Origin of the sequence: Paenibacillus amylolyticus, from assembly GCF_050990605.1 — a bacterium.
Classification (GTDB): Bacteria; Bacillota; Bacilli; order Paenibacillales; family Paenibacillaceae; genus Paenibacillus; species Paenibacillus amylolyticus_H.
The window spans coordinates 3012208-3035524 of record NZ_CP158832.1 but is presented as its reverse complement, the minus strand read 5'-3'; the positions used below and the strand labels follow the sequence as shown (position 1 = coordinate 3035524).

The 23317-nt window shown below is 45.6% G+C and carries 18 protein-coding genes; 3 read left to right on the top strand and 15 right to left on the bottom strand.

The features are described 5' to 3' along the window. Positions 1 to 16: 16 nt before the first annotated feature. From ABTV53_RS13810 to ABTV53_RS13785, 6 genes are all read right to left on the bottom strand, one after another. Positions 17 to 652 (bottom strand): YIP1 family protein, encoded by a 636-nt coding sequence (locus ABTV53_RS13810; RefSeq protein WP_421889580.1) that lies wholly within the window; start codon positions 650 to 652, stop codon positions 17 to 19. Further along, a complete protein-coding gene (locus ABTV53_RS13805; RefSeq protein WP_433753690.1) occupies positions 636 to 2099 on the bottom strand; it encodes a hypothetical protein in 1464 nt (487 codons plus the stop codon). The genes ABTV53_RS13810 and ABTV53_RS13805 overlap by 17 nt, the downstream gene beginning before the upstream one ends. Positions 2100 to 2114: 15 nt before the next feature. Continuing rightward, positions 2115 to 2990, bottom strand: a complete 876-nt coding sequence (locus tag ABTV53_RS13800) for a carbohydrate ABC transporter permease (protein ID WP_278295182.1) — start codon at positions 2988 to 2990, stop codon at positions 2115 to 2117. A 2-nt stretch (positions 2991 to 2992) separates the two neighbouring features. Beyond that, complete coding sequence (locus ABTV53_RS13795; protein WP_433753688.1) at positions 2993 to 3949, bottom strand: carbohydrate ABC transporter permease; 957 nt, start codon at positions 3947 to 3949, stop codon at positions 2993 to 2995. A 19-nt stretch (positions 3950 to 3968) separates the two neighbouring features. Then, positions 3969 to 6866 (bottom strand): extracellular solute-binding protein, encoded by a 2898-nt coding sequence (locus ABTV53_RS13790; RefSeq protein WP_433753686.1) that lies wholly within the window; start codon positions 6864 to 6866, stop codon positions 3969 to 3971. Positions 6867 to 6971: 105 nt separating this feature from the next. Beyond that, positions 6972 to 8327: an extracellular solute-binding protein gene (locus tag ABTV53_RS13785; RefSeq protein ID WP_433753684.1), complete on the bottom strand. Its 1356-nt coding sequence runs from the start codon at positions 8325 to 8327 to the stop codon at positions 6972 to 6974. A 275-nt stretch (positions 8328 to 8602) separates the two neighbouring features. Between ABTV53_RS13785 and ABTV53_RS13780 the strand changes: the two genes are divergently transcribed. Then, positions 8603 to 9370, top strand: a complete 768-nt coding sequence (locus ABTV53_RS13780) for a helix-turn-helix domain-containing protein (protein WP_433753682.1) — start codon at positions 8603 to 8605, stop codon at positions 9368 to 9370. Between the two features lie 121 nt (positions 9371 to 9491). On the opposite strand, the gene ABTV53_RS13775 is transcribed toward ABTV53_RS13780, so the two are convergent. The 5 genes from ABTV53_RS13775 to ABTV53_RS13755 form a co-directional block, all read right to left on the bottom strand. After that, on the bottom strand, positions 9492 to 11117 hold the full coding sequence (locus ABTV53_RS13775; RefSeq protein WP_433753680.1) for a response regulator transcription factor: 1626 nt from the start codon (positions 11115 to 11117) through the stop codon (positions 9492 to 9494). Further along, positions 11102 to 12868, bottom strand: a complete 1767-nt coding sequence (locus ABTV53_RS13770) for a sensor histidine kinase (RefSeq protein ID WP_433754195.1) — start codon at positions 12866 to 12868, stop codon at positions 11102 to 11104. The genes ABTV53_RS13775 and ABTV53_RS13770 overlap by 16 nt, the downstream gene beginning before the upstream one ends. 48 nt (positions 12869 to 12916) lie before the next feature. Next, positions 12917 to 14596 carry an extracellular solute-binding protein gene (locus ABTV53_RS13765; RefSeq protein WP_433753679.1) on the bottom strand — a complete coding sequence of 560 codons (1680 nt, stop codon included), beginning with the start codon at positions 14594 to 14596 and terminating at the stop codon, positions 12917 to 12919. Positions 14597 to 14721: 125 nt separating this feature from the next. Then, entirely contained in the window at positions 14722 to 16272 is a 1551-nt protein-coding gene (locus ABTV53_RS13760; protein WP_433753678.1) for a glycoside hydrolase family 43 protein, read from the bottom strand. A gap of 7 nt (positions 16273 to 16279) precedes the next feature. Beyond that, the gene (locus ABTV53_RS13755; RefSeq protein ID WP_433753676.1) at positions 16280 to 17797 is read right to left on the bottom strand and encodes a glycoside hydrolase family 43 protein; all 1518 of its coding nucleotides are present in this window, start codon (positions 17795 to 17797) and stop codon (positions 16280 to 16282) included. Between the two features lie 163 nt (positions 17798 to 17960). On the opposite strand from ABTV53_RS13755, the gene ABTV53_RS13750 reads away from it, so the two are divergent. Then, a complete protein-coding gene (locus tag ABTV53_RS13750) occupies positions 17961 to 18821 on the top strand; it encodes an AraC family transcriptional regulator (RefSeq protein WP_433753675.1) in 861 nt (286 codons plus the stop codon). A gap of 141 nt (positions 18822 to 18962) precedes the next feature. Here ABTV53_RS13750 and ABTV53_RS13745 read toward each other — a convergent pair whose 3' ends face one another. The 4 genes from ABTV53_RS13745 to ABTV53_RS13730 form a co-directional block, all read right to left on the bottom strand. Then, positions 18963 to 20657: an ABC transporter substrate-binding protein gene (locus tag ABTV53_RS13745; RefSeq protein WP_433753673.1), complete on the bottom strand. Its 1695-nt coding sequence runs from the start codon at positions 20655 to 20657 to the stop codon at positions 18963 to 18965. A 274-nt stretch (positions 20658 to 20931) separates the two neighbouring features. Next, positions 20932 to 21207 carry a barstar family protein gene (locus ABTV53_RS13740; RefSeq protein ID WP_433753672.1) on the bottom strand — a complete coding sequence of 92 codons (276 nt, stop codon included), beginning with the start codon at positions 21205 to 21207 and terminating at the stop codon, positions 20932 to 20934. Positions 21208 to 21221: 14 nt separating this feature from the next. Further along, a complete protein-coding gene (locus ABTV53_RS13735) occupies positions 21222 to 21692 on the bottom strand; it encodes a ribonuclease domain-containing protein (RefSeq protein ID WP_433753670.1) in 471 nt (156 codons plus the stop codon). 103 nt (positions 21693 to 21795) lie between these two features. Further along, the gene (locus ABTV53_RS13730; RefSeq protein ID WP_433753668.1) at positions 21796 to 22557 is read right to left on the bottom strand and encodes an alpha/beta fold hydrolase; all 762 of its coding nucleotides are present in this window, start codon (positions 22555 to 22557) and stop codon (positions 21796 to 21798) included. A gap of 136 nt (positions 22558 to 22693) precedes the next feature. On the opposite strand from ABTV53_RS13730, the gene ABTV53_RS13725 reads away from it, so the two are divergent. Next, positions 22694 to 23305 (top strand): TetR/AcrR family transcriptional regulator, encoded by a 612-nt coding sequence (locus ABTV53_RS13725; RefSeq protein ID WP_433753666.1) that lies wholly within the window; start codon positions 22694 to 22696, stop codon positions 23303 to 23305. Positions 23306 to 23317 lie beyond the last annotated feature (12 nt).

Below are 23317 nucleotides of genomic sequence, written 5' to 3'. Positions count from 1 at the left end.
ACAATTTCCTCCTCCCTTAGCCCCGAAGCACTAATTCCTGATAGATAGTTACGACAAACGATACAATCTGCTGTACAAGGCTGAAGAATAACAGGCACAGAAATGCCATAAACGCCATCGCTACAAGTGTCAGCAGCATCGTGAGCACCGTTTTGGCTGGTGAATACTGATGAACTGTCATATTTCCCACAAATAACAGATATACCGTCCATGCGACGGCGAGTGCATTGGAGAAATAATAAAAAGCAGTTTCCTGCGCAGAGATCACAAGACTCAGCCAGATCCATGGGAAATGAATGAGGAACAACGGTACCAGTGCAAAACACGTTGACATGAAAATTTCGGAGAACTTGCCTTCCCCGTCCATCAAGGTGGTTAACGACCAGTTGGCTACACACCAAAACAACACCGGTATAATGACATATACCATCTCAAGCAGACTGTTCAGGTACTTTGGATTACTGAGGTTAATGAGAAAACCGCTGTACTGGGCATGCAAAATTTTGGTGATGACCAGAAGCACCAGAATCATGAAGGCAATCAGCAGTGAGTTTCTCTGGTTCCGTTCATATTTCAATTCCCAGTATCCGTCAAACGGATGAAAAATCAGATGAAGCGGGTACTGGTATAGTTGCTTACTTGATGCCTGCATTCGTAGTCCTCCTTTTCTGCCTGCGAACGATGATGACGGTGACAATCGCAGCGACAGCCAGGAATAGTCCGGACATCATCCATGAAAAATGCTCACGCATCAGCTCTTTGCGGTACAAAAGAAAAGCTTTGGAATAGCCTTTGGGTTCCATGCTGCGCTTGAAATATTTCGCAGACTCGGCGTATTCCTTCTGACGAAGCAATGCTTTGCCAATTCCCGCATACGCATATTCCAGATTAGCGTTCATCTCGGCAGCTTGGGCAAACAGCACAGAAGATTGATCTTCATCACCGTTATAGTAGCTGCGCACCGCTTCATGGAGCGTACGTCCGTATTCAGTTGTTTGAAACACGGTGATTTCACCCAGCGCTTTATCCAGAACCAACATCCGGTCTCCCGCACGTTCCAGGGCAACAGGTGTATTGAATTGGCCCAGTCGGTTCCCAATGCCGCCATAAATATGGAGCAGATATCCGTCTCCATTGTAGGTGAAGATTCGGCCCTTGCTGGAATCCAGTACGGAATACATGTCACTGTCACCCACATCTACATCAATCAGGCGGGATGGCCCGGCTTCCTGGGTATACAGCAAATCCCCCTGCGGAGTCTGATAGCCTTCTCTACGCAAGATGTCTGTCCCCTGGGCATTCAGCTTCTTGACCGGATCTTTGCCGCGATCCCCGCTAGTGGCGTAAATAAAGCCCTCTTCATCCATATCCAGATTGGTAAATTCCGTTGGAGTGAACATCACCATCTGGCTGCGCTGCTCCCGTGTTGCAAACCTTTTCCACAGATATTCCACCGGGTCCACCTGAACTCTGTTCGCTCCAATGAAGGATGAGAACGTACCGTCGGCGCTGAACTCCATGAATCCATCAAATACGCCTTCGGCCATAACATAGATGCGTTCCCCCTTGTCCATAACAATCCGCATCGGTTTAAACTGGAAGTCTGCTTTTAGCAGATCTGATTTCGGTTCAGACACAATCTTGACCAGCTTCCCCTGTTCATCCAGATGCACCACCCGGTGATTATCCGAATCAGCGACCAGCAGATGGCCTTTTTCCGTGACGTACAATCCCTGTGGATTCTTAAAATGATCTTCCTTGCCTTCCTGCACAAACGAATCAATCGTTCTTACCAGCTTGAAGTTGCGATCCATCTCAATGATGCGGCCATTGCCCGAATCGAGCACAAAGACGTGCTGATTGGCGGTAACATGCATGTCACTTGGCTCTTTCATAGGAGTTGTGTTCAGCTTCTTGCCGGTGATAATGGTTGTTGCCTCATATGCCGCAGGTGAAGGAACTGCGTCACCCCAGAAGGAATAATGATACGCTTCCGTTTTACCGTCTGCACTCACGTAGGGCGCCTCTTGAACGAACAACAGGAGGCAGATCATGCCCATGATGATCGATTTACGTTTTTTCCATGTGCTTCTCCGCACCTCGCTGCCTCCTTTCTACTCTTTCATGCCCGAAGTGGCCATCGTCTGCATAACACTGCTCTGAGAGATGATAAACAGGGTGATTGGTACGATCATCAGCAGCAAGGCAACAGCCGCACCTACACCGGCTCTTGCAATCCCTCCCTGCACAATCTGACTGAGCGCATAATGCAGCGTTTTGAGATTTTCACTGTAAATGAAGCTCCCGCCATCCGTTCCCCATAACGCTGGAAACTGCAGGATCATGAGCGTGAGCCATGCCGGCTTCACATTGGGCATCACGATGCTCCAGAATATCCGATATTCATTGGCTCCGTCGATTTTGGCTGCCTCCAGCAAAGCATCGGGAATCTGCTCCATGAACTGTTTCATGAGGAAAAGTCCCAATGAGAACGCGAGTGATGGCACAATAATGGACGCATGAGTGTTAATCCAACCAAGCCAGGACATGACCATGTAGTTCGGAATCGCCGTAACATGCGGCGAGAACATCAGGGATAGAATGACAATGGTGAACAACACTTTGGAACCCGGAAAACGATATTTCGCCAGTGGATAAGCCGCGGCGGATGCAAGAAGGATATGTCCTGCTGTGCCAAGTATCGTTATGAGCAAAGTGTTGGCAATATAGCGGGATAACGGCACCCACGAATTGCCCATGAGGTTGATCAGATCGGCAAAATTCTCCGTTGTCGGATTGTTCACCCAGAAGCGCGGCGGAAAAATAAACAGCTCATCCAGCGGTTTGAATGCATTGTTGACTGCATAGATGAGCGGAAGCACCATAAAGGATCCGAACACAGCCAACAATGCAAATAACATCAGGCTGACGGTAAATGACCGATTAAGCCTTTTTGGCATGCCAAACACGGCACGTACTTTGCTGGTCATCGTCATTCACCTATCTTTCTAAGCATTTTTTGCGTGAAAACGTTTGTGCCCAGCATCAGGGCAAACAGGACCGTTGCGATGGCCGAGGCATACCCCATCTCGAAACGAATCGTTCCGAAGTCCATCAGATGTGTGACAACTGTGTGTGCCGCATAGTTAACGCTCGGGAAGCCTGCCAGCGCGATCGAGATCTCAGCTACGGCGAAGGAAGCGGTAATCTGCATTACCGCACCAAACATCAACTGCGGTCTCATCGAAGGCAAAGTGATGTACCAGAGCTCCTGCCAGCGGTTTTTGATCCCGTCTACGGTTCCTGCTTCAACCAGAGAACGATCAATGGTTTGCAGTCCTGCAATAAAGGCCAGGAAGCTGGTTCCCAAGCTCAGCCACAGCTGTACAATAATGACGATTGCAAGTACATACTTCTCGTCTGCGAGCCATTGGATCGGTTCCAGTACGACGCCAAGGCGCATCAGAAAGCCGTTCATATACCCATAGCTGTCACCCGAGAAGATAATCAGCCAGATGAAGAAAACGTTACCCGATATGGATGGGGCATAGAAAACCAGCGTCATGACCGCCCGAATTTTAGGAGACAGCTCATTGATGATCCACGCAAACAAAAAGCAGGCAATATAACTGACAGGGCCTGTAATTACGGCAAAAAGCAGCGTGTTTTTGAGCGCGATCAGAAATACGTCATCGTTTAGGAACAGCCGGGAATAGTTCTGCCAGCCGACAAATCGCGGCAGCTCCAGCATATTGAAGTGAAAAAAGCTGAGACCGAGTGAAATGCCGACCGGAATGACAGTAAACATGAAAAAAATCAGCATGAACGGTGCCATCAATACATAATAATGCCTGCTGAGATACAGATCCCGCTTCAATAGGGACCACCGGCCGACCTGGCGGGTATGGACGGCAGGAGCGGCGGCTGTCTTGGTAGTTTTAGCTTGCAACCGTTACCCTCCCTTTCCTCTATTTCAGATTAAATTCTTTGCGTTTCAACTCTATTTCATCATCGATGTACAACACATAGTCCGATAAAGCTTCACGCGGATTTTCATTCGCATTGACCACCTTGCGGAAGGCGTTGTCCAGATGTCGTCCCGTGAAATAACCTCCAGGAAGCTGCGGAATTCCCTGCACCCATTCCCATTGTTTCTCGAGATTTTGATAATCCTTCACAGGCCAAGGCAATTGCTTCAAGGCTTCGATATTGGCCGTCGGGTAACGGGCAGCCGCTCCCATAAGGCCTTCCATTTCTCGTCCGTATTCAATCTGGGTCTGCTCATCAGTCCACCACTTCATGAACTTCCACGCCGCTTCCTTGTTGTCGGCATTTTCGAGCATCATCACCGCGCTCGTAGCGCTGGCCACTTCATGCCGTATGGACCCATCCGGAAGCTGTGTACCCGGAACAATCGTAAAGTCCCAGAGATTTCGGATTTCCGGAGCCATAACCGTCAGCATGTTATACGTGGTGTAATCAGCAATCCCGATTGGCATTTCCCCGGTACGGAAGCGGTTCGGAAAGTCGGCTTTGAGCGGAAACTTGTAATTGGTATAAAATTGTGTCCAGCGTTTGAACGCGTCCATTGAAATCTCCGAATCCAGCGCACTTTTCTTCTGGTCTTCGGTATAGAACGTTCCATCATTCTGGTATAACAGCATCGCAAAGGTTGAATTCGGAACCAGGTTGGCATTGTTCAGCGTATCCTCGATCGGCAGATAAAACTCCATGTTATGCTTCTGTAGCACGGCTATGGCGTTATATACGTCCTGCCACGTTTTTGGCGGTTCGAGGCCCAGCTCATTCAGAATATCTTTGCGGTAAAAAAGCATTGGAAAATGCTGCTGCTCCGGCAGGGCATATACCCCGTCGTTGTAGCGGTACGGCGTCAACCCGCTTTCGCGGAACCTGCGGGAAACTTCCTCAAAATCGGGGAACTGGCTCAGATCCGCTGTTGCATTCCTCATCGCATAGTTCACCGGAATGTCTTCGCCCATCTGCATGGCTACATCCGGTCCTTCCCCCGAGAGTGTAGCAGGCAGCAAAATATTAGGCGGTACGAGACGTAACTGCACAGACACATCGGTATCCGGGGTAAACGAATCGTCGATCATGCCCTTCAGTACTTGGGCCTGATCCCGTCCAGTCGTGATCCATACGGTGATGGCATCTTTCTTTTGTTCCACGTTGCCAATGCTGTCGTAATCTTCGGTATACGAGGCAACATATGCGCCCAGTTCGTGCTTCACCTGCTGGACGGTGCTCGCTTCCGCATCTGGCAACGACTCACCTGGCGGAGATACGACAAGGTAGTCCAGCGTAATCGGTTGTTCACGCACCGATAGAATCCATGTGCCGAGACCGCCTACGTTAATTTTGAACGTATCCAGCCGTTTGGGAACGGTCTCCGGTCTGGCCGCCATATCTTCCAGCTGCAAAACCATGGCGTGCAGTACGGCCACTTTATCACTTTGCTCACCCGTCGCTTTTTCCAGGTAATCTGCAACGGAGCGCAAGGTGTCAGCCTGTCGCTCAAACACCTCCGTCATCTCCGGAATACGCTGTTCCAGCTGGTAATCCCGCAGTGGGTCCGGACTGTTGGAGGTGATCATTAATATTTTGCGATACATCTCATTCAGTTCCAGAACGCTGGATTCCACGGTCCGAAGTAGCGGAGCGATATCGCCGAGTGTAACCGTCATTCGGATTCGGTGTTTCCCTTTTTCCAGATGAAACTGATATGGCTGATCTTCCCCTGATCCCAACACCTGAGTTTGCCAGGCCGGGCTGTAGTTAAATCGAATGCGTTTCATTTCCTTAAATGGTACCTCGCCGTTGATCGTCAGACTGCGGGTGGCATAGATGCCACGCAATTGATCCTGCTTCACCTTAAGCGCGATTTGATACAGTCCGTCTTCAGGTACGTCGATCTCCCACTCAATCCATTCGCCCGGCAGCTTCCAGTTAATGCCTCCGATGGCATTCATCCGAATTTTGGATACATTATAAGGCTCCAGTGAAGGGCTTGAGCGGTCAGAGATCGGTGCCAGTGTAGGAGATGACTTGCTGACAGCCTCCTCCCCCTGTACTTTCAGCATGACAGGAGCGGCTTGTTTCAAGCCGAGTGAGGCATAGGTCTGCTCCAGCTCTGCATAGGACAGGACTTCACCTTCCTGGTACAACTCGATGTAATCGATCGCCATGCTCTCTCTTAATGAAGTGAGCGATAACTGCTGATTGCCTTTGTCAAAATAAAACTGAAACGGTTCCTCGAAGTACCCTGCGCTGTCCTTGAACGAAGTCAGTTGCCATTCGGGCTGTTCCACTTGTCTTGGTCTGAGGTCATTGCCACGATCGTCCTGTCGGACGTTATCCTCGCGATTCCCCCATACCCTGTCAAACAGAAGAATATCGGCCCCTCTGAACGGGACCTTACCGTTAAGCTCAAGTCTGCGTTCGATTCCGGAGCTTTTGCCTTCTACGGGATAATAGTGAATGCGAATATTGTACAAACCGCTCACTTGAACGGGAACATCCCAGCGAATGGTTCCGGTTTCCGGCGTAATTACGGCACTTCCGTCTAATCCGGCGTACCCTTGCACAACCTCAAATTCCCCATTCTCTGCCTGAACATATGATTCCCCTTCGATGCGCACCGTTTCATCGGGTTTGGCCGTATTGTCATGAGCAGTCAGATAATGCTCATAACTGAATGAATCCTCGGTTCCCGATACCGCTTCAAAGTCCTCAAGCGCATGTACCGTTCCCGGATTACGATCCCGCGATGGATATAGTGTCCATATGGAGAGCACCAAGGCCAGGACAAGCACCAGGATTAGTCCCTTTTTCTTACGTGACCGCATGTTTGAATGTATCCCCTTTCCTCTAAATGTTGCGAAAACTGGACGATTGACTAACCCGGACAGACCGCACCTTCACTGGTGCGTTCTGCCCGTGTAATGTGATACTTATTTGTATACCTCATCAATCGCAGCCTGGAAAGGAGCCTTGTATTTCTCGATCAGCGTAGATACGGATACCCCTTCTTTAAGCTCCCCATCAAAGTCCCAGAAAGGCAAAGACGGGAATGTGTTATGGTCGAGAACCAGCATACCTTCCGCGACCTCTCTGGCGTTGTTAATATCTGCTTCATCGGTCAGATGTGTCTCCAGTGTGGATTGCCCCGGATACTCATAGATCGAATCAATCTCGTTAATTTTCTCCCAGATGTACATCAGTTGTTCCGGATTCTCTACCGCTTTAGGAATCGTTATAGCCTGGTAACGTGACTCACCGGAGTGATAAGCCGATGCACTTGGACCTTTGGGAAACGGTACAAAACCGATGTCGTAATCCTTCATATCCGTCATAATGCCTTCAACTTCGTACATTGCTCCTGAATACATCAAGGTGTTACCTTGACGGAAGAACGTGGATGGCTCTGTCCAGTCGCCGCCCTCAGAAGCCCTTCCGACCTTCTCGGTAGCCAGTTTGGACAGGAAGTTCAATGCTTCTTTCGTTTTTGGATCTTCCAGGTTCTGCTTATCCTCTTTGGTCAGAGAAGCCTCGTTGGAATACAGAATCGGTTCCAGCAAGCCTGTTTGAGCGAGTCCCCAAGTGTCCAGCTTGCCATCATTGTTTCGATCCTTGTTCGCTTGCTTGGCAACGCTGATGAACGTATCCCAGTTCCATTCATCGGCATCCACATATTCCTGCAGCGGCTTCAAGCCGAGTTCTTGCATGAGTGTGCGATTATAGAAAATTCCGTTGATAAACGAGGACTGGTCCTCGGTAAAGCCGTAACCTTTGCCTTCATACTGCATGTATTCCTTGGTTGTTTTCTGGTTGAATACCTTGTCATTTTTAATATAATCATCCACCGGCCATAACAGATCCTGTTTGGTCAATGCCGGGATGGCGTAGTTTTTGCCCAGTCTCACAAGATCGCCAAGCGGTTCACCGGCCATCAGGGAAGCAACTACTTTTTCCTGATATTCACCAAAATCGATTGAAACGTATTCAATATTAAAGTTGTGTTTTTTCTTCAGCGCTTCGAGATTCTCAAGGCGTTGAATGTTGTCGGGGTTGTTCCCCTGTATTTCCATGTCCCACCAAGCAACAACTTTGATCGTTCTGCCGCCCATGTCAAAATCCATTTCTGGCGTGGAGTTTTCATTCTTTGGCTCGGTTTCCGCGGGTGTTTGTTCCTCCTGTGGTGTTGTCTTTTCCGGCTCGGGTTGAGCGGTAGGTGCAGAACTGCATGCAGCAATCACCAACAAGACCGCAAATACCAGGCTCAGTAGCATGAACTTGTTTTTTCTCATCGTCTTCCCCCCTGATTGTCGTTTGCTATCACAGTGTATCGTCCAAATGAAAGCGCAAACAACCTGCCAGAATACAGATGTTTACCCGGGCTGAATATAGATTCGCGTAATTTTGTGCGAGCAAAGTGCATTATAGGTTTTAATTGGTAAAGAAATGCACTGTCTACAAAAATATGCACATTGTATGCGCTTTCTTTTATTACCATAATGAAATTAAGTCAAAATTCCAGTTAATCTTGCGCATTACAATTCAGCAGAAGGTGAGGTATTGCTTCATGTATGATATTTTACTTGTGGATTTCAGCCGTCGTTTGTGCGGAGAGTTGCAACAGATGTTGCTACGGAGCAAAGCTCAATATACTATCGCATATTGTGTGTTCTCATCGGCCGAGGCTTTGACCGCATTGTCAGAACGAGACTTTTCCCTTGTTATGGTACATACAGAGAGGTTTGATACCGCGGGGCTCTGGTTATGCAACGACATTCGAAAAAAAAGTCAGATACCCATCCTCCTGATGGGTGGAAGAGATCACTTCAGGTTCGTACGCAAAGCCTTGACGTATCAGGTGAATGATTATCTCCCGTATCCTGTTAGTCCCTCTTCCTTACTTAACAGTCTGCATGGACTTAGATCGCACCTTGAAACCGACCCGGCACATAAAACGTCGTCGTTCTTCAAAACGCCAGTTCAAATGAATGGTAAGCCCATGCACTCCAGTCATGTTATTCGAATCGTCAAAGCATATGTGCGGGATCATCTGAGTGATGAAATCACGCTGAAGAAGATCTCTGACATGCTTCATTTTAACTGTGCATACCTTGGACAGAAGTTCAAACTGGAAGAGAAGATGTCTTTCAATGATTATATGCTCCAGCAACGTATGGAAAAAGCCCAGCAGTTGTTGTCTTCCACAAATCTGAGAATATATGAGATTGCTATTGAGGTAGGCTATAAGGATATTGATTGGTTCTATAAAAAGTTCAAAGCATATGCCGGATCGAGTCCCAATGCTTATAGAAGGCAAAAGATCCATACGGCCTAAAGATGGATCGCCCGATCACTTTGTTTTCAATTGAATAATAACCACAAAAAACGTAGGATGTACTCTACTTCCTGCGTTTTTTGTGGTTATTTGGGTTTGGTCAATTTCAAAGGAGGCACCTTTAACGAACCAAAAGGGATTCCCGGTATTCTTGGGGTGTCATTCCCGTTATTTTCTTAAAAAGTCGGGTAAACGAATGTGCTGCCTCGTACCCTACTTGAACTGCGACCTCACGTACCATGAGATTTGTGTTCTGAAGCAATTCTTTGGCTCTTTTTATTCGGCAGTCATCAATGAACTCTGACAGGTTAATTCCCATTTCCTGCTTAAAGAATCGGGACAGATAGGATGGATTAAAATGATGAAGTTCTGCGAGTCTCACCAGAGAAAGGTCTTTCTCAAGGTTCTCCTTGACGTAACTGCATAAGGAATGAATGACAACGTTAGCGCGTTCCTGTTCATTTGATCTTTTGTAGCGGACTAATTCATCGGCAGCACGATATAAAAATTGTACTGCATCCTTCATGCAAGTATACTCCCCTAAATGCAGCAAGTTTCGTTGTTCCGGAATCTTCTGTTGAAGACCCCAACGATTGATTGTTGAATGCAATAATAGAGCCAGATTGTAGTAGGTTTCCATGGCACGTTCCATCGTAATATCCTGTTGCAGCAATTCGCCTGCAAGCTCCTCAAAACTATCGTAAAATGGCTGAATTCGACCTGTTTCCAAATATCCTGACATCATCTCGATCCGGTTTGAGATCCGCATGGATTCTTTGGGTACATCCGATGAGAGATCATTACGATGATCCGTGAGTACCATGGATACACCATCCCCAATTTTCATCCACTGGAGTAATCTCAGACGTTCATATTGTTTGGTTAACTCGGACCAATTGCAGCTTCGACTACTTAATGAAAAAGCAATGGATACGCCAAGTGATACCATGCAAGCCTCTTGTACCAATTCTAGTGTGCCTTCTAGGAATCGTACAAGTTTATCATTGGTCATCTCTTCCTCCTGCTTCGGTTGAAGCAGCCAGATCGTATCCCCGTAATGGTCGGTTACACTTGCGCACACCGTACGCTCATGCATTAAAGAAGAGCCAATAATACGAACGGATTCCTGGACTTGTGTGAGGTCCGAACCTTTTTCTGGCGGATGATTGAACCGACCCAGTATGAGATAAACTGGCGAGTTGATCTGTAATCTGATATCTTTTTTGAACAATTCATCCTGCATATCCATAGTTGAAGCCATAACTGCTGTACAATCTTGAAGCAGCTTCCGCAAATACTCTTTCTGTTGAATCAGTGCAAGCTGCGAGTTGACTTTATGAGAATGCTCCAACAACTCAAGCATGCTGTGACTACGCCGAATCTCTTCCATCACATCTTCGACCACAGACATCACCTTGTCATAGCCTTCCGTTTTGAGCAAGTAACGCACATTGGACATCTGAAAAGCTTGATAAGCATAATCAAAATCGCTATGTCCTGTCAGAAAAATGACGCGGCAATTCGGCCAACTGGCTTGAATCCGCTCTGTCAATTCCAAGCCACTCATGCCCGGCATGCGGATGTCCGTTAGAACAATGTCAATTCTCGAACGTTGCATCCAGGACAATGCTTCTGTTGCAGAGTAGGCCTTACATACGTCAAGCTGGTCGGGTATATGTCTGGCAAACGTTTCATAGAGACTATCTGTAATAATTTCCTCGTCATCTACTATCAAAAGTCGATACATTCGTTTTCTCCCTCTTTCCACTGGATTCGAATTGTGACTTTTAATCCTTGCAGTTCACTTCTGGATAGGAAAAGGCCACTTCCTTCGCCATACGTCAGGATCAGACGTCGATGAATATTTATTAACGCAGTCATTTCGTCTGTACCTCCGTCCTTATGCAAGCGTTGCTGAAGAGTTTGAATGTGTTGCTCTTCCAACTCAGTTCCATTATCCTCTACGGTAATCTCGGCATATGAACTTTCCATATTAAACCCAATAATTAGAAGACCGGAGTCCGTATTCTTTTCAAGGCTGTGTTCGTAGGCATTCTCAATAATGGGTTGAATAATGAGTCTGGGAACATGAATATGTTCCATCTCAGCAGGTAGTGACCCAAAATCGACCTTGATTCGTCTGGAGAATCGTAATTGTTGAATCTCTGTATAGATCCGTGAATGCTCAACTTCCACTTTCAACTTCACATGATCTGTTTCATTCCGGGTAATGAACCTGAAATACTCTCCAAGCATGTTCGTGAATTGCTCAATACGTTCTGTTTCCCCTGTTCTTGCAAGTGAATTCAGAATAAAGAAACTATTGTACAGAAAATGAGGATTAATCTGGGATTGAAGCTGTTTCAACTCGGCCCGCTGCATCATCAGTGTTTTCTTGAAATCTCGGTCAATCAGGGATTGAAGATTTTCAATCATTAGGTTGAAACGGGTGTAAAGGAAGCCAAATTCATCCTTTCGGTTATGCGCAATGGGGACATCAAGCATGCCTCCCTCCATTTTTTTGAATCTTTTCACTAACAACAGTAACGGAATATGAATCAACTTGTAGCTTGAATAGAGATACGCCGTGATGGCAACAAATGATGTAATTGCAAACAGCCAAGCCCAATGATAGAACTTGCTAAGTGGCTTGGTAACAATGGCCTCGGGTAGATATGTGGCTACGGATAAGCCCAGGGAGTCCATGTGCAACTGACTAACATGGTACATGGTGTCCTCCACCTTCATCCGAAAGCCATCAAGTGTACCCTTCACACTGTTCTCACGATAATTTGCGAGAATAACACTAGCTTGATGCTTATCTGTGATGGCATGCCCCGTTTTGTCCTCAATCAGAAAAGTTGAACTCTCCGGGTACAAATTAAGCCTTGTGAGTTCATTCTGAAAATGGTATGTATCCAACTCCACTTGAATGACAAAAAGCGGGGGTTCTCCTCTCGTGCCTGTGAGCCTGACGGCACTTAAGTTCAAGGCGTCCTCTTTCACAGTGAAACGTGTACCTTTTCCTTGCATTCCTGAACTGAAATATAGATATGAACTTTTATCGAAATCATCGATGCCTTGGATCGCGGATATACTCTTGCCAACCGAAGGGATATGTACATGAACGTTTTTGATATAAGCCGTGCTATTCTTGAATGAAGCGAGTCGTTCAGTCAGGTAATTTAATGTATCCCGTCGCTCAACCTGATCCATCATATCCCAGAGAATAGCCAGACGATTGAGTTTTCGATCCTCAACGATATCAAACTGCTGTAATTCCATCCATTCCATCTCTCTGTTCAATTCCACCACGTATTGGTTCAACCGTCTCTCTGTTGACAATGATACTTCCTGGCTTGCATTGTCATAACTCCAATGATACAGATACACGCCAAGGAGAATCAGGGGGAGCACAAATACCAGATAGGTGATTATTAATCGCGCAAATATACTATTAAACCATGATTTAGCAGGGATCTTGATCAATGCATTCACCTCCAATGCCAAAGGCTGAGTGGGTTCCTTGTATGAATAAAGTGAACATTAGTGCTCCTTTGGCTTGCTGGTGCGAAACCACGCGTTAACTTCCGATGTGATCTGATCTCCCCCCAGCTTGCGCCAATTCTCTACGAATTGATCAAACTCTTCTATCGGCCTGCCTAAAATAATGTTCATATAGGCTTCAAGCTGAAGATCTCGAAGAATAATTTGTCGATCAACCATTGTGTCTGTAATGCCGCCAGTGAACTCATCATAGAGAAGTTGACCGTTCTTCTCGTAAGAATCTGCAATGCTAAAAGCACCCGAAGGCCCATAGGTTTGTTTCCATCCCCAGCCGTTCTCTACATGTTCCGTTTCATAGGCCACAATGCGTTTGTGAATGGCGAGGGCTTCATTCTGCAGAGCCGAGAAGTCTCCTGTACTTCTGGCATCACGAATTTGTTTGTATGCATCTATGTTTTTGTTACCGGGAAATGGAGTCACCGGTGAAAGCATCCATACAGCTCGGGAGTCGTCATTATAGTATGTTTCATACTGTGCCTGATCGCCCCAGTTGATGTCCAGATGCAGATTCATGAGCTTTACAACCACCTCAGGGTGAGCGAATCCCTTTTTTACAGCAAAGTATTGCCCGGTATTGGAACGTAGCGGTACGAACAGACTCTGGTCCGACTTGGCAACAATGGGATATGCCTGCCATTCTACATCTGCATCTGTGTCACGGGTGGTCTGGAGCATAAAGGGTGTCCACTGTTCTCCGTAGAGCATCCCTATTTTTTCGTCCTGAATCAGACGGAACGCCTTGCTTCCACTTTTATAGCCGAAATCTGGATCAAGTTGGCCTTCACGATACAATGTTTGCAGTGCTTTCAGAGCGTCGCGAACTTCAGGCTGTATACCTCCATAAGTGAGATTTCCTTCTGCATCTTTAACCCATATATTAGGGTAGGCACCGTAGCCAGACATCAATCCCGCAGCTCCCATAACTGGATCCCATAGATGGTTCGTTAGCGCAATTCCGTACGTATCATGCTCTCCGTTCCCGTCGGGGTCCTCCTCTGTAAACGCTTTCGAAATCTGGAGAAGCTCTTCCATCGTTTCAGGTGGTCGTAGCCCCAGTTGCTCCAACCAATCGGTTCTAATCCATAGATACTGCGCTGTCTCGATGGAGGAAGATGATTCCGGAATAGCCATGAGTTTACCGTCAATGGTTGCCGCATCAAATGCTCCTCTGCCCTCTGCCTCTAATATACTCTTTGTAAGTGGTGAAGCATGCTCTTGGTACACATGGGTTAAATCTTCGATCATTCCAGCGTTGCTCAGTTGTCTAAGTTGATATGGATTTACTTTTACCACATCCGGGAAACGTCCTGCAGCAAGAGATACACCCAGCTTCTGATTGTATACATCTCCATTAGCAATCCAGTCATAGTGAATTTGAATACCTAGCTCTTTCTCGTACAAACGAGTCCAGCGATTATCCAGCATCGTCTCACCAGGCAACTGGTTAATCATGCGCTCGAGGTCATCTCCGGTTTCCCTGACAAAAGAGACCACTATAGGAGGAGAATACTTCTCAAACGTAGCGGGAAGTTGCATCTGCTGCCCATCTGGCTGCGGATGTTGTTGTTTGGAATTTCCTTCGGTATGACCTGCTGGTATCGACACAGCAAGGATCAAAATAAAGGTCCATTTGGTTATGTCCAGACATCTCTTATACATGACGACATGCCCCCAGTTCGGTTTGAACAACTGTCTTCTCTCTGTCCATTATGAATCCATATCATTGTACAACAACTTGTAATCATTGAATACGAAAAGCCGCCGTTGGGCGGCTTTTACCTATTTCATTGTTTCTCATCAGGATTAATCACACGATATTCGAAATTCGAAAAGTCAGCTGTTCCGCCAACCACTTGGGTTGAATATACAAATAACCCCGTTCGACAACCCATAAAATGATCCAGTTTATATACCATTTTATGGATAATACCTATATCTCTCCATTCAATCCCATCGAAATAGGCAAAAGAGCATTCATCCAGATTGTTCTCAAAATTTCCGAATGCTTTTAATTTAACGACTGGATCTGATACCGGGATACGTTCATGTTCAGTGGCTGGCTTCTGGTCAATCAGATTGCCAAATATGGTTGAATCCTCACTATCTCTAGCATGCATGACCAAGTAAAACTTGCTATCCTGCTTCGTAAGAGAGATCATACCGTACGAACCGATCAGAAAGCACAACCCGGCATAATCCCCATCATTCAGACGACTGCCGTCAAGCGTAACCATTGCTTCGCAAGCAGGCCCCATTGAACGCTGGGTTAGTGTATTTACCGCGAACGTCAGATTTGGGCTGATCTGTCCAGTTCGAACACGATAAACTCCCGGTTTCTCTGTGACGGACCAGAGTTCATCATTAGGTGTATGATTCCATTGCCAGAAATCACGGAGGCGTATTCTTCCGCCTTCTTGGGCTGCATATTCGAAATTGTCGCTACCTATTAACGGTTTATAACGGTGCTCAGGTCTAGTGCTCGGGATATCAATCTGTTTCGGGGCTTTACTTGCAAACACGGGTGTATCCTGATCAAAATGTACCGGAACCAAAACAGGAATGCGGCCAACAGCCCCATGATCCTGAAACAGCATTGCGTACCAGTCCCCATCCGGCGTATCCACGATGCCACCCTGAGCAACACCAGAATTAAAATAATCCATATCGTCGTTAAATACTTCTCCACCAGTGAAGACATCTTCCAGAGAGTCGGCCGTATAACACGCCTGTGTTCTCCGTCCAGAAGCTTTCGTTATATGAATCAGGAATACAATATATTTCCCATTGATCTTGTAGAAATGTGCACCTTCATAACCAAGGTGATGAGGTTGCTCGTCTTTTACAATCAAGCGATGCACTCCACCAGGTTTGGGCCCCGACAGATCAGGGCTTAATTCGGTCAGATAGATCTCGGTATTCCCGTATACAAGATATGCTCGTTCATCATCGTCGAAAAATAAGGAGCAATCATGGTAAAACCCTTCAACTACTTGTTTCTTCCACACTCCCGAGATGGTGGGTGACGTGTACAAGTATGTTTTTCGGGTATCATTCGCCACAAAGATCACATAGAACATCCCTTGATGATGGCGGAGGGATGCAGCCCACATGCCCTTGCTATAAATCTGCTGACCATCCACCAGCCGTTGGGCAGGTGTATCGTCCAATGTCTCGTATACATATGTGGCTACTTCCCAATGGATCAGGTCATATGAACGCAGGATGACACATCCTGGCATCATGTGCATGGTCGTACTCACCATATAATATGTGTCCTCTACACGAATAACGTCTGGATCCGGGTAATCAGCCCAAATAATCGGATTCGGATACATGCTTCAATTACACCTCATTTTTTCTGTTAAAATTCCATTCTCTTAAAAGGATGATGGAGCTGTCTGTTGAATTTTTAAGCTTAATATACAAATCTTGCACACCTTTTGCACCCGTAACCTTCGTGGTTAGTTCCATCCATTGAAGAGATCCGGTCGCAGGTGGAACAATGATTTCTCCAATTAACGGTCCGTCTGCACGATTAAGACGAAGTTCCAACGTACCTTCGGTTCCTTGATTTCCAATAGTAGCTGTAAAGGTTGTAGGTCCTTCACTTTCAAAGTCCACCTTGGATATGGCTATCCAGCTGTCATTTTGCAGCTTAGCGGACATGATATTCGAATCGGATGCAGAACTCTCAGCAGAGTCAAGATATTGCTCTGTTGTTACTCTGCTGCTCCATCCAATCGTCGAACCGCTTACCCGCTCATAGGGATTGAAGCACTTGATTTGATCTACGCCCTGATAATCTGCATGTACCTTCTGGATCTTACCCGTGGCCTCATCATGCTCGACTCGATTCAGATGTGTTGAACGGTAACCATCGGGAATATTCATGGCCTGGCTTAATGTCTGAGCATGATAGGCAATGTACCACTGATCGGCCAGTTGGAATATAGCATGATGGTTATTGCCGCCAACATCAAAAAAGTGGCCCGGATTCTGGAGCAACGTTCCCTGATATGTCCATGGCCCCATTGGCTGAACACTGGTCATATATGCAATTTCACCAGGTGGTGGGCTGCCCTCTGGCCGATCACCCTCAACAAAATTGGAACAATACGTAAAGTAGTAACTATTATTATATTTATGTATCCCTGAATCTTCAAACATATAAGGCGCCTGAATAACCTTCGCGATGCCAACCACGCTGGTCATATCATCTCCCAATCGCATCACTCTTGCTGTATCCGGTCTTTCTGGTTTCCCCTGCGGAATACCACCACCGAAGTATATGTAGGCCTGATGATCATCATCTACGATTACAGCCGGATCGAACAACCAAGTTACTTCCTCCACTCCCGGAGTCTCTCTTGTAATAAGTGCTTTTCCTATAGGGTCTATCCATGGACCTACAGGTGTTGGTGCAGACAATACACCAATTCCACTGGCATTGTTGGCGAAATAAAGAAAGAAACAGTCCTTGCCATCCAAGGTTCGATGAGCAGCTGCCGGAGCCCAGGATTGCGAAGCCCATGTTGCTGCGCCTTGAGGTCCAGCAACTCTAATCTCCCCATGATCGGTCCAGTTGACTAGATCATCCGAAGAAATGACCGTAATCCGGTTGATTGAACTGTAGCTGTTTTTCTGAGGAAGACCGTGCTGATCATATTCCAGCTTATCACTAGTCATATATAAGTAGACTCGATTGTTAAATACCAAAGCATAGGGATCGGCTCCGAATTTGTGGGCCACCAGAGGGTTACCATTGGGACGAAGCTTTCCAATCTCCCCTGGAATACTCTCCAGATTGGCGGCTTGGTCTTGCTTTTGCTCACCAGCATGTGGTGTAGAATGATGATTCATCGAAAGAATCCCCCTATAATCGTTTTTAGTTGTGCTTTATAAATAGAAAGCGTTTGCAATACAAAAGGTATCATGATAGGATGATTACATTTTAAGGTAAGCTGAGTACAATTTCATTGCGTTAACCGCTCTATTTATTGCGTGAAATGACGGGAGGTACTTCATGAGTGGATCCTCTGAATGTTTTTATGATCCCATCCAGCCTGAGCTCTTATATCTGCACCGCGTAACAACGTATAAGCTGGAAACGATCTATCATCGCCATAATGCATATGAGATTTACCTGTTTCTTCGTGGCAACGTACACTTTTATATTGAAAATCGATGCTACCATGTACAGCCTGGCGATTTGCTTGTGATGTCACCCGAGGAGATGCACCGCGCCTTTATTCTGGATGAATCTGAGTATGAGCGAATTACAATCAATCTCAAAAAAACTTATCTATTTCAGCTTTCTACACCAACAACCAATCTATCTTCATGTTTTGATCATCGCCCCAAAGGAACAGGCAATATCATACATTTGGATGATCATCGGTTGAACCTGATGATGCAATGGACAAACGAACTGGAAGGATTGCTTGCTTCCGATGCTTATGGTACGGACATCAAAATTAATGCAGCGGTAGCCCAATTGTTGGTCATGATTAACGTCTGGTTTCACAACAATTCTTTTGTCCCCAATGACATCATGCCTGAGCTGGTTCGTGAAACGATGGATTATATTGAATTACATCTAAATCAAGATATTACGCTTCGCAAACTTGCTGAAGCTTTTTATATGAACAGCACTTATATCAGTAGACAATTTAAAAAGCATACCGGATTGACGATCCGTTCCTACATTCTTGGTCGTCGGATTGAACGGGCCAAATTCCACCTTTCTGAAGGAATGAGTATTACGGATGCCTGCTTTCAATCGGGCTTTAGTGACTATGCCAATTTTATTCGCAGTTTTACCAAAAAGGTCGGCATCTCCCCCGGTAAATATATCAAACTAAGACGTGATGCAATTGAAACATGATCATGATAAAGACAAGATCATTCGACGAAGACAAAAAAACATCCAGCCATGCAGGATGGCTCGATGTTTTTCTTGTTCTTTATTTGCTTGGAATGCGTATTTGATCTGTATTTAATCTGTTAACGAGATCAAGTTCAACTGTTATTTGATCTCTTTTCCAGACCACAGACTAACACGTTCTTTAATCCACTTTGTATACTGCTCTTCCATGGCTACAGCGCCCGCAGCATCAAGCTCTGCAATCATATTGTCATATATGTCTTCAAAGGCATCTGGAGAGGACGTAATTGCTTCCGCGATCCGTTTCTGAATAATATCCTGTGTCTTCTGATACACCACGTTATAGTCTCCGCTATCCGTAGGAATCGGCATATTATAAGCTGCGCCCCACTCTTTCACCGGGAACTCATCTCCATTAGGGAATAGCTCCTTCCACGTTGTAATACCGTACCCTTTCAGCGTTTCTTTTTCTATATCAGAATAACCTTCCTGGATCTGCTCAGGATAGTTGGTTGTATAATAGTTGTCCGTTGAATCTTTGACACCATCTCCATAATGAGCGCCAAAAATAGTGTATAAGTTTATACCGGTTTCTTTGCTGAATGTGCTATTGTCTTTGTTTTTACGCTCCTGAATATCTGCCGGTATTTTGCGAACTCCGTCTTCCACAACGTAATGTTCTCCTTCAATACCCCAATTTCTCAACACTTGACCTTCCTCAGAAGAAAGCCAATCCAGGAATTTAATGGCCCGAACAGGGTCTTCAGCATCAACGGTTATGCCGATACCATATCCATCAAAGCCGATATCCTGAAAATCTTTGCGCTGGAAGTTGTCGTTCAGCGTTACCGGATAGAATCCGTAAGTCATATCGTCCTTGCCTGCACTTTTCAAAGCATTTTCCGCATCGCTAAATCCCCAAAGTGGATCAAGCACGGATAGAACACGTCCACTGGCGATTTTGGACTTATACTGATCATCCTTTTGTACAAAACTGTCTTTATCCACTAGACCTTCATTATACATTTTGTTCAACCAACGGAAATATTCCTTCTCCTCAGGACGCTTGTAATGAAGAACAGCTTCATATGTGTCAGGGTTAATGTAATATTCACCATCCCCAGGTCCTCCAGTAGCCATGACTGCCGGATCAGTTACGGTAATCATACGGCGCCATCCATCTGCACTGAGTGTCAGCGGGATTGTCGGTTGGCCATCATCTGTCGTTGGATTTTTCTTATAAAACTCTCGGAGGACATTTTCATAATCTTCCAAGGTTTTGATCTCAGGATACCCAAGCTCTTTGACTACACGATGCTGAATAGCAGCACCATTCGTCGCATCAAAGCTTTCTTGATCGATCGCACCATTCGTTGGAATCCAATATATGGATGGGTCTTCATTGCTATATTTCAAGCGATTAAAATGCTCACCGTATATCTTTTTCAAATTGGGTGCATGTTCTTCGATCAGATCCGTCAGATCAATCATTGCACCAGCATCAACAAGTCGGCTTAAGTTGCCTTTGGGAAAGATCAGATCCGGGTAATCACCGCTGGCGGCCATAAGGGATATACGGTCGTTTCCTCCTCCGCTTGAGATATCGAATTCTGCATTAATGGTTACACCCGTTTCTTCCGTAATTTTCTTCCCTACAGCATCCTGCATATTGTTCCAGTTGGGACTTGCATCCGCACCGAAGAAGGTAAAAGTGATTGGGCTGTTAGGGTCGCTGGTATTCGATTCTGAATTCTCTGAAGCGTTTCCGCAACCGGCGGAAACCAGTACAACACTTGTTACGAGACATGCTCCTAGCATTTTCGAAACGGCTCTCATTATTTTTCTGCCCCCTAAATGGTGTTTGTCGTAATAACCAATCCAGACATTACGATGGTTCGCATTGGAGTGGTATGCGCTTACATATTTAACCGTTAGTGTACGATTACACTCCTGCCTAACCTATTCCTTGCTTAAAGTATATGGAAGTCTAATAAGACTAACCTTGATTATTAAGCCATGACAATAGCATGATCTAGACATGAGTCTCCGTAAAATGTGAAGACCAAAAAAGCGATGGTTGCCCATCGCCTCATAACACCAAACATACTTTTCAGTAATATAATTCCAACGTAAATCCTTGGATCTCCGCTTCCACATCCCGCAACAATTCGATGACTTGGTCAGCGTAATCTCCAAGGATTTCTTTGCTTTTCTCGAATCCAAGCCATTGAACCGTAAGCGGCATGCTTACAGCCCCAGTTAATACATCCCACAGCGCGTCCAAATTGCCTCCGTAGTTCTCGTCTAACTCAAGCTGGTTCTGAAGCACTTGATGCAACTCTTCCTTACTGTGAATGTTGTATCCGTCAATCTGAATATTGCTCATATCATGACCTCCTTTTATTTTAACTGTTCAAATGACTTGTAATGATCTGTCGTCTGGTAGATTAAACCATCATTCGAGTATAGAATTCGGTCGCTTCCGCGCCGTCCTCCTGTGTAATTGATATCAGCTTCATACCATATCCGGCCTTTTTTGTTTGGGAGTAGTCCTTCCCGGTTTCTGAACACGTCGCCGCCGATGCTTTTGCCTGGAGCGACTTCATGCAGATTCCCTTCATTTGGTTCCCAGCCCAATTCCTTGGCCTCTTTCTTGGTAATATAATTCGGTGGGAGTTCATGATGCTCCGAGATATAATTGGCAACCTCATCAAATCCCATATCCTCTGATACTTGAGGTGATCCGATATCAAGCACAGACTCTGATACTTGAGGTGATCCGATATCAAGCACAGACTCTGATGCACAACCCGGGAACAATAATGCAGCGAGGATGATCATTAGCGTGTAAGCAAATTTTCTGAAAAACATAATTTTTCTCCTTTTGATGTTCTTGCTCTTGCTGTCTTCCTTTGCCGCTAAAATAGCGACTTTAATCGTACCACGAATCATTATCATTCGACACTTGTATTAATTATTTTAATTTATCCATCCAGTTCTCCAACGCTTGGACAACCTCTTCCAACTGCTCTTCTTCCGGAATAGCTGGCTGATTGTCTCCTTTTTGCATGCCGTATGAGCCAAATTGACCGTGATTTCCACCTTCAATACTCACATAAGTCGTGTCTTCTGGAAGATTTGCTTTGGCGCTCTCCCAGGATTCCCGGTTAAGCACTCCGTCATCGGAACCTGTAATCTGTAAAGTAGATACATCCGTATTATTCAAGCTACAGCCTTCATCGGCATAGGATGCCAAGAAAAAGATGCCTTTTAACTTTTCATTGTGTTCCGCAGCATATCGTGATGCAAATGATCCTCCCAATGAATGGCCTCCAATAACAAATGATTCATCGGGATGTTCCTCGATAAAGGAATCAGCCTTGTTTTGACCGAAAATCGCCAAGTTCATTGGCATGTTCGCGATATATACGCGGTGCCCCTGTTCTGCCATTTGTCTGGCAAGTGGAGAATAACTTTCAGGTTCAACCAGACCGCCCGGATAAAAAATAATATTCGGTTCGGTTACCTTAGTACCCGCGGGTTCAAACCGGTAACCATCCTTGATCTTGGTGACATTAACCTGAGCATCACTTGTCATTGCTGCTTCAGCTCGTTCAGAAGGACTATACGTAACCGAATTAAGATATACGAAAGCTCCGGCCACGATGATAACGATGGACAAGATTGTCCAAATGATTATCTTTTTCCATTTGTTTGTACGTTGTGCTGTCTTCAACCCTAAAACCACCTTGTCATGAGGATAATGTATTTTATTTAACTCATTATAAATTATACTTACCGGTAAGTATAATTACAAGATGATTTTGCTAACCATCGTTATTTGTCATAAACTATTCATGGAGGGAAGTCCAATGACCAAAAAATCACACAAACGATTGCCTGGAAGACCCAAGCATGGCGATGACGATATCTCAATTCAGCAAACCATCATTCAAACAGCTTCAAAGCTGTTCATGGAGTATGGCTACGAAGCAGTCACACTTCAACAAATTGGCAAAACATGTAACGTGTCAAAACCAACCATTTATTATCATTTCACCAGCAAACCAGAGCTGTTTAAAGTTGCCTTTACAACGATGCTTCAGAATGTGAGCCGGTTAACCTCGCATATGCTCGATCAAGCCGAGAATCTGGAGTCGGGGCTTGTGCGACTGGCAGAGGCCAGACTGGGTAATCCGCATGCGGAGATTGAAACCATGCTCAGAGAAGCTGAGCCTTTTCTTGAACCAGCTCAAATTCAGGATATACGCAACGCGGAGCATCAGATTCACGACGTGTTAGCCACTCATTTTCAGCGAGCAATGGATGAAAACAGACTGCGGATGGACGATCCGTTTTTCCTGGCAGAGACCTTCTCGACGATGATGTTAATGGGTAACCGCGAAGATAACCTGCATAAATATGGTTCTAAATTTTCACTGGGCCAAAGATTAGTAGATATTTTCATTCGCGGAGCGCAGTAAAAATTTGCAACA

Bases quoted from the DNA above. Each gene is read 5' to 3' on its own strand.
- ABTV53_RS13740 (WP_433753672.1), bottom strand. From the start codon at position 21,207: ATGAGCAATATTCAGATTGACGGATACAACATTCACAGTAAGGAAGAG.
- ABTV53_RS13785 (WP_433753684.1), bottom strand. From the start codon at position 8,327: ATGAGAAAAAACAAGTTCATGCTACTGAGCCTGGTATTTGCGGTCTTG.
- ABTV53_RS13750 (WP_433753675.1), top strand. From the start codon at position 17,961: ATGAGTGGATCCTCTGAATGTTTTTATGATCCCATCCAGCCTGAGCTC.
- ABTV53_RS13725 (WP_433753666.1), top strand. From the start codon at position 22,694: ATGACCAAAAAATCACACAAACGATTGCCTGGAAGACCCAAGCATGGC.
- ABTV53_RS13755 (WP_433753676.1), bottom strand. From the start codon at position 17,797: ATGAATCATCATTCTACACCACATGCTGGTGAGCAAAAGCAAGACCAA.
- ABTV53_RS13735 (WP_433753670.1), bottom strand. From the start codon at position 21,692: ATGTTTTTCAGAAAATTTGCTTACACGCTAATGATCATCCTCGCTGCA.
- ABTV53_RS13800 (WP_278295182.1), bottom strand. From the start codon at position 2,990: ATGACCAGCAAAGTACGTGCCGTGTTTGGCATGCCAAAAAGGCTTAAT.
- ABTV53_RS13780 (WP_433753682.1), top strand. From the start codon at position 8,603: ATGTATGATATTTTACTTGTGGATTTCAGCCGTCGTTTGTGCGGAGAG.
- ABTV53_RS13765 (WP_433753679.1), bottom strand. From the start codon at position 14,596: ATGTATAAGAGATGTCTGGACATAACCAAATGGACCTTTATTTTGATC.
- ABTV53_RS13810 (WP_421889580.1), bottom strand. From the start codon at position 652: ATGCAGGCATCAAGTAAGCAACTATACCAGTACCCGCTTCATCTGATT.
- ABTV53_RS13790 (WP_433753686.1), bottom strand. From the start codon at position 6,866: ATGCGGTCACGTAAGAAAAAGGGACTAATCCTGGTGCTTGTCCTGGCC.
- ABTV53_RS13745 (WP_433753673.1), bottom strand. From the start codon at position 20,657: ATGAGAGCCGTTTCGAAAATGCTAGGAGCATGTCTCGTAACAAGTGTT.
- ABTV53_RS13775 (WP_433753680.1), bottom strand. From the start codon at position 11,117: ATGTATCGACTTTTGATAGTAGATGACGAGGAAATTATTACAGATAGT.
- ABTV53_RS13760 (WP_433753678.1), bottom strand. From the start codon at position 16,272: ATGTATCCGAATCCGATTATTTGGGCTGATTACCCGGATCCAGACGTT.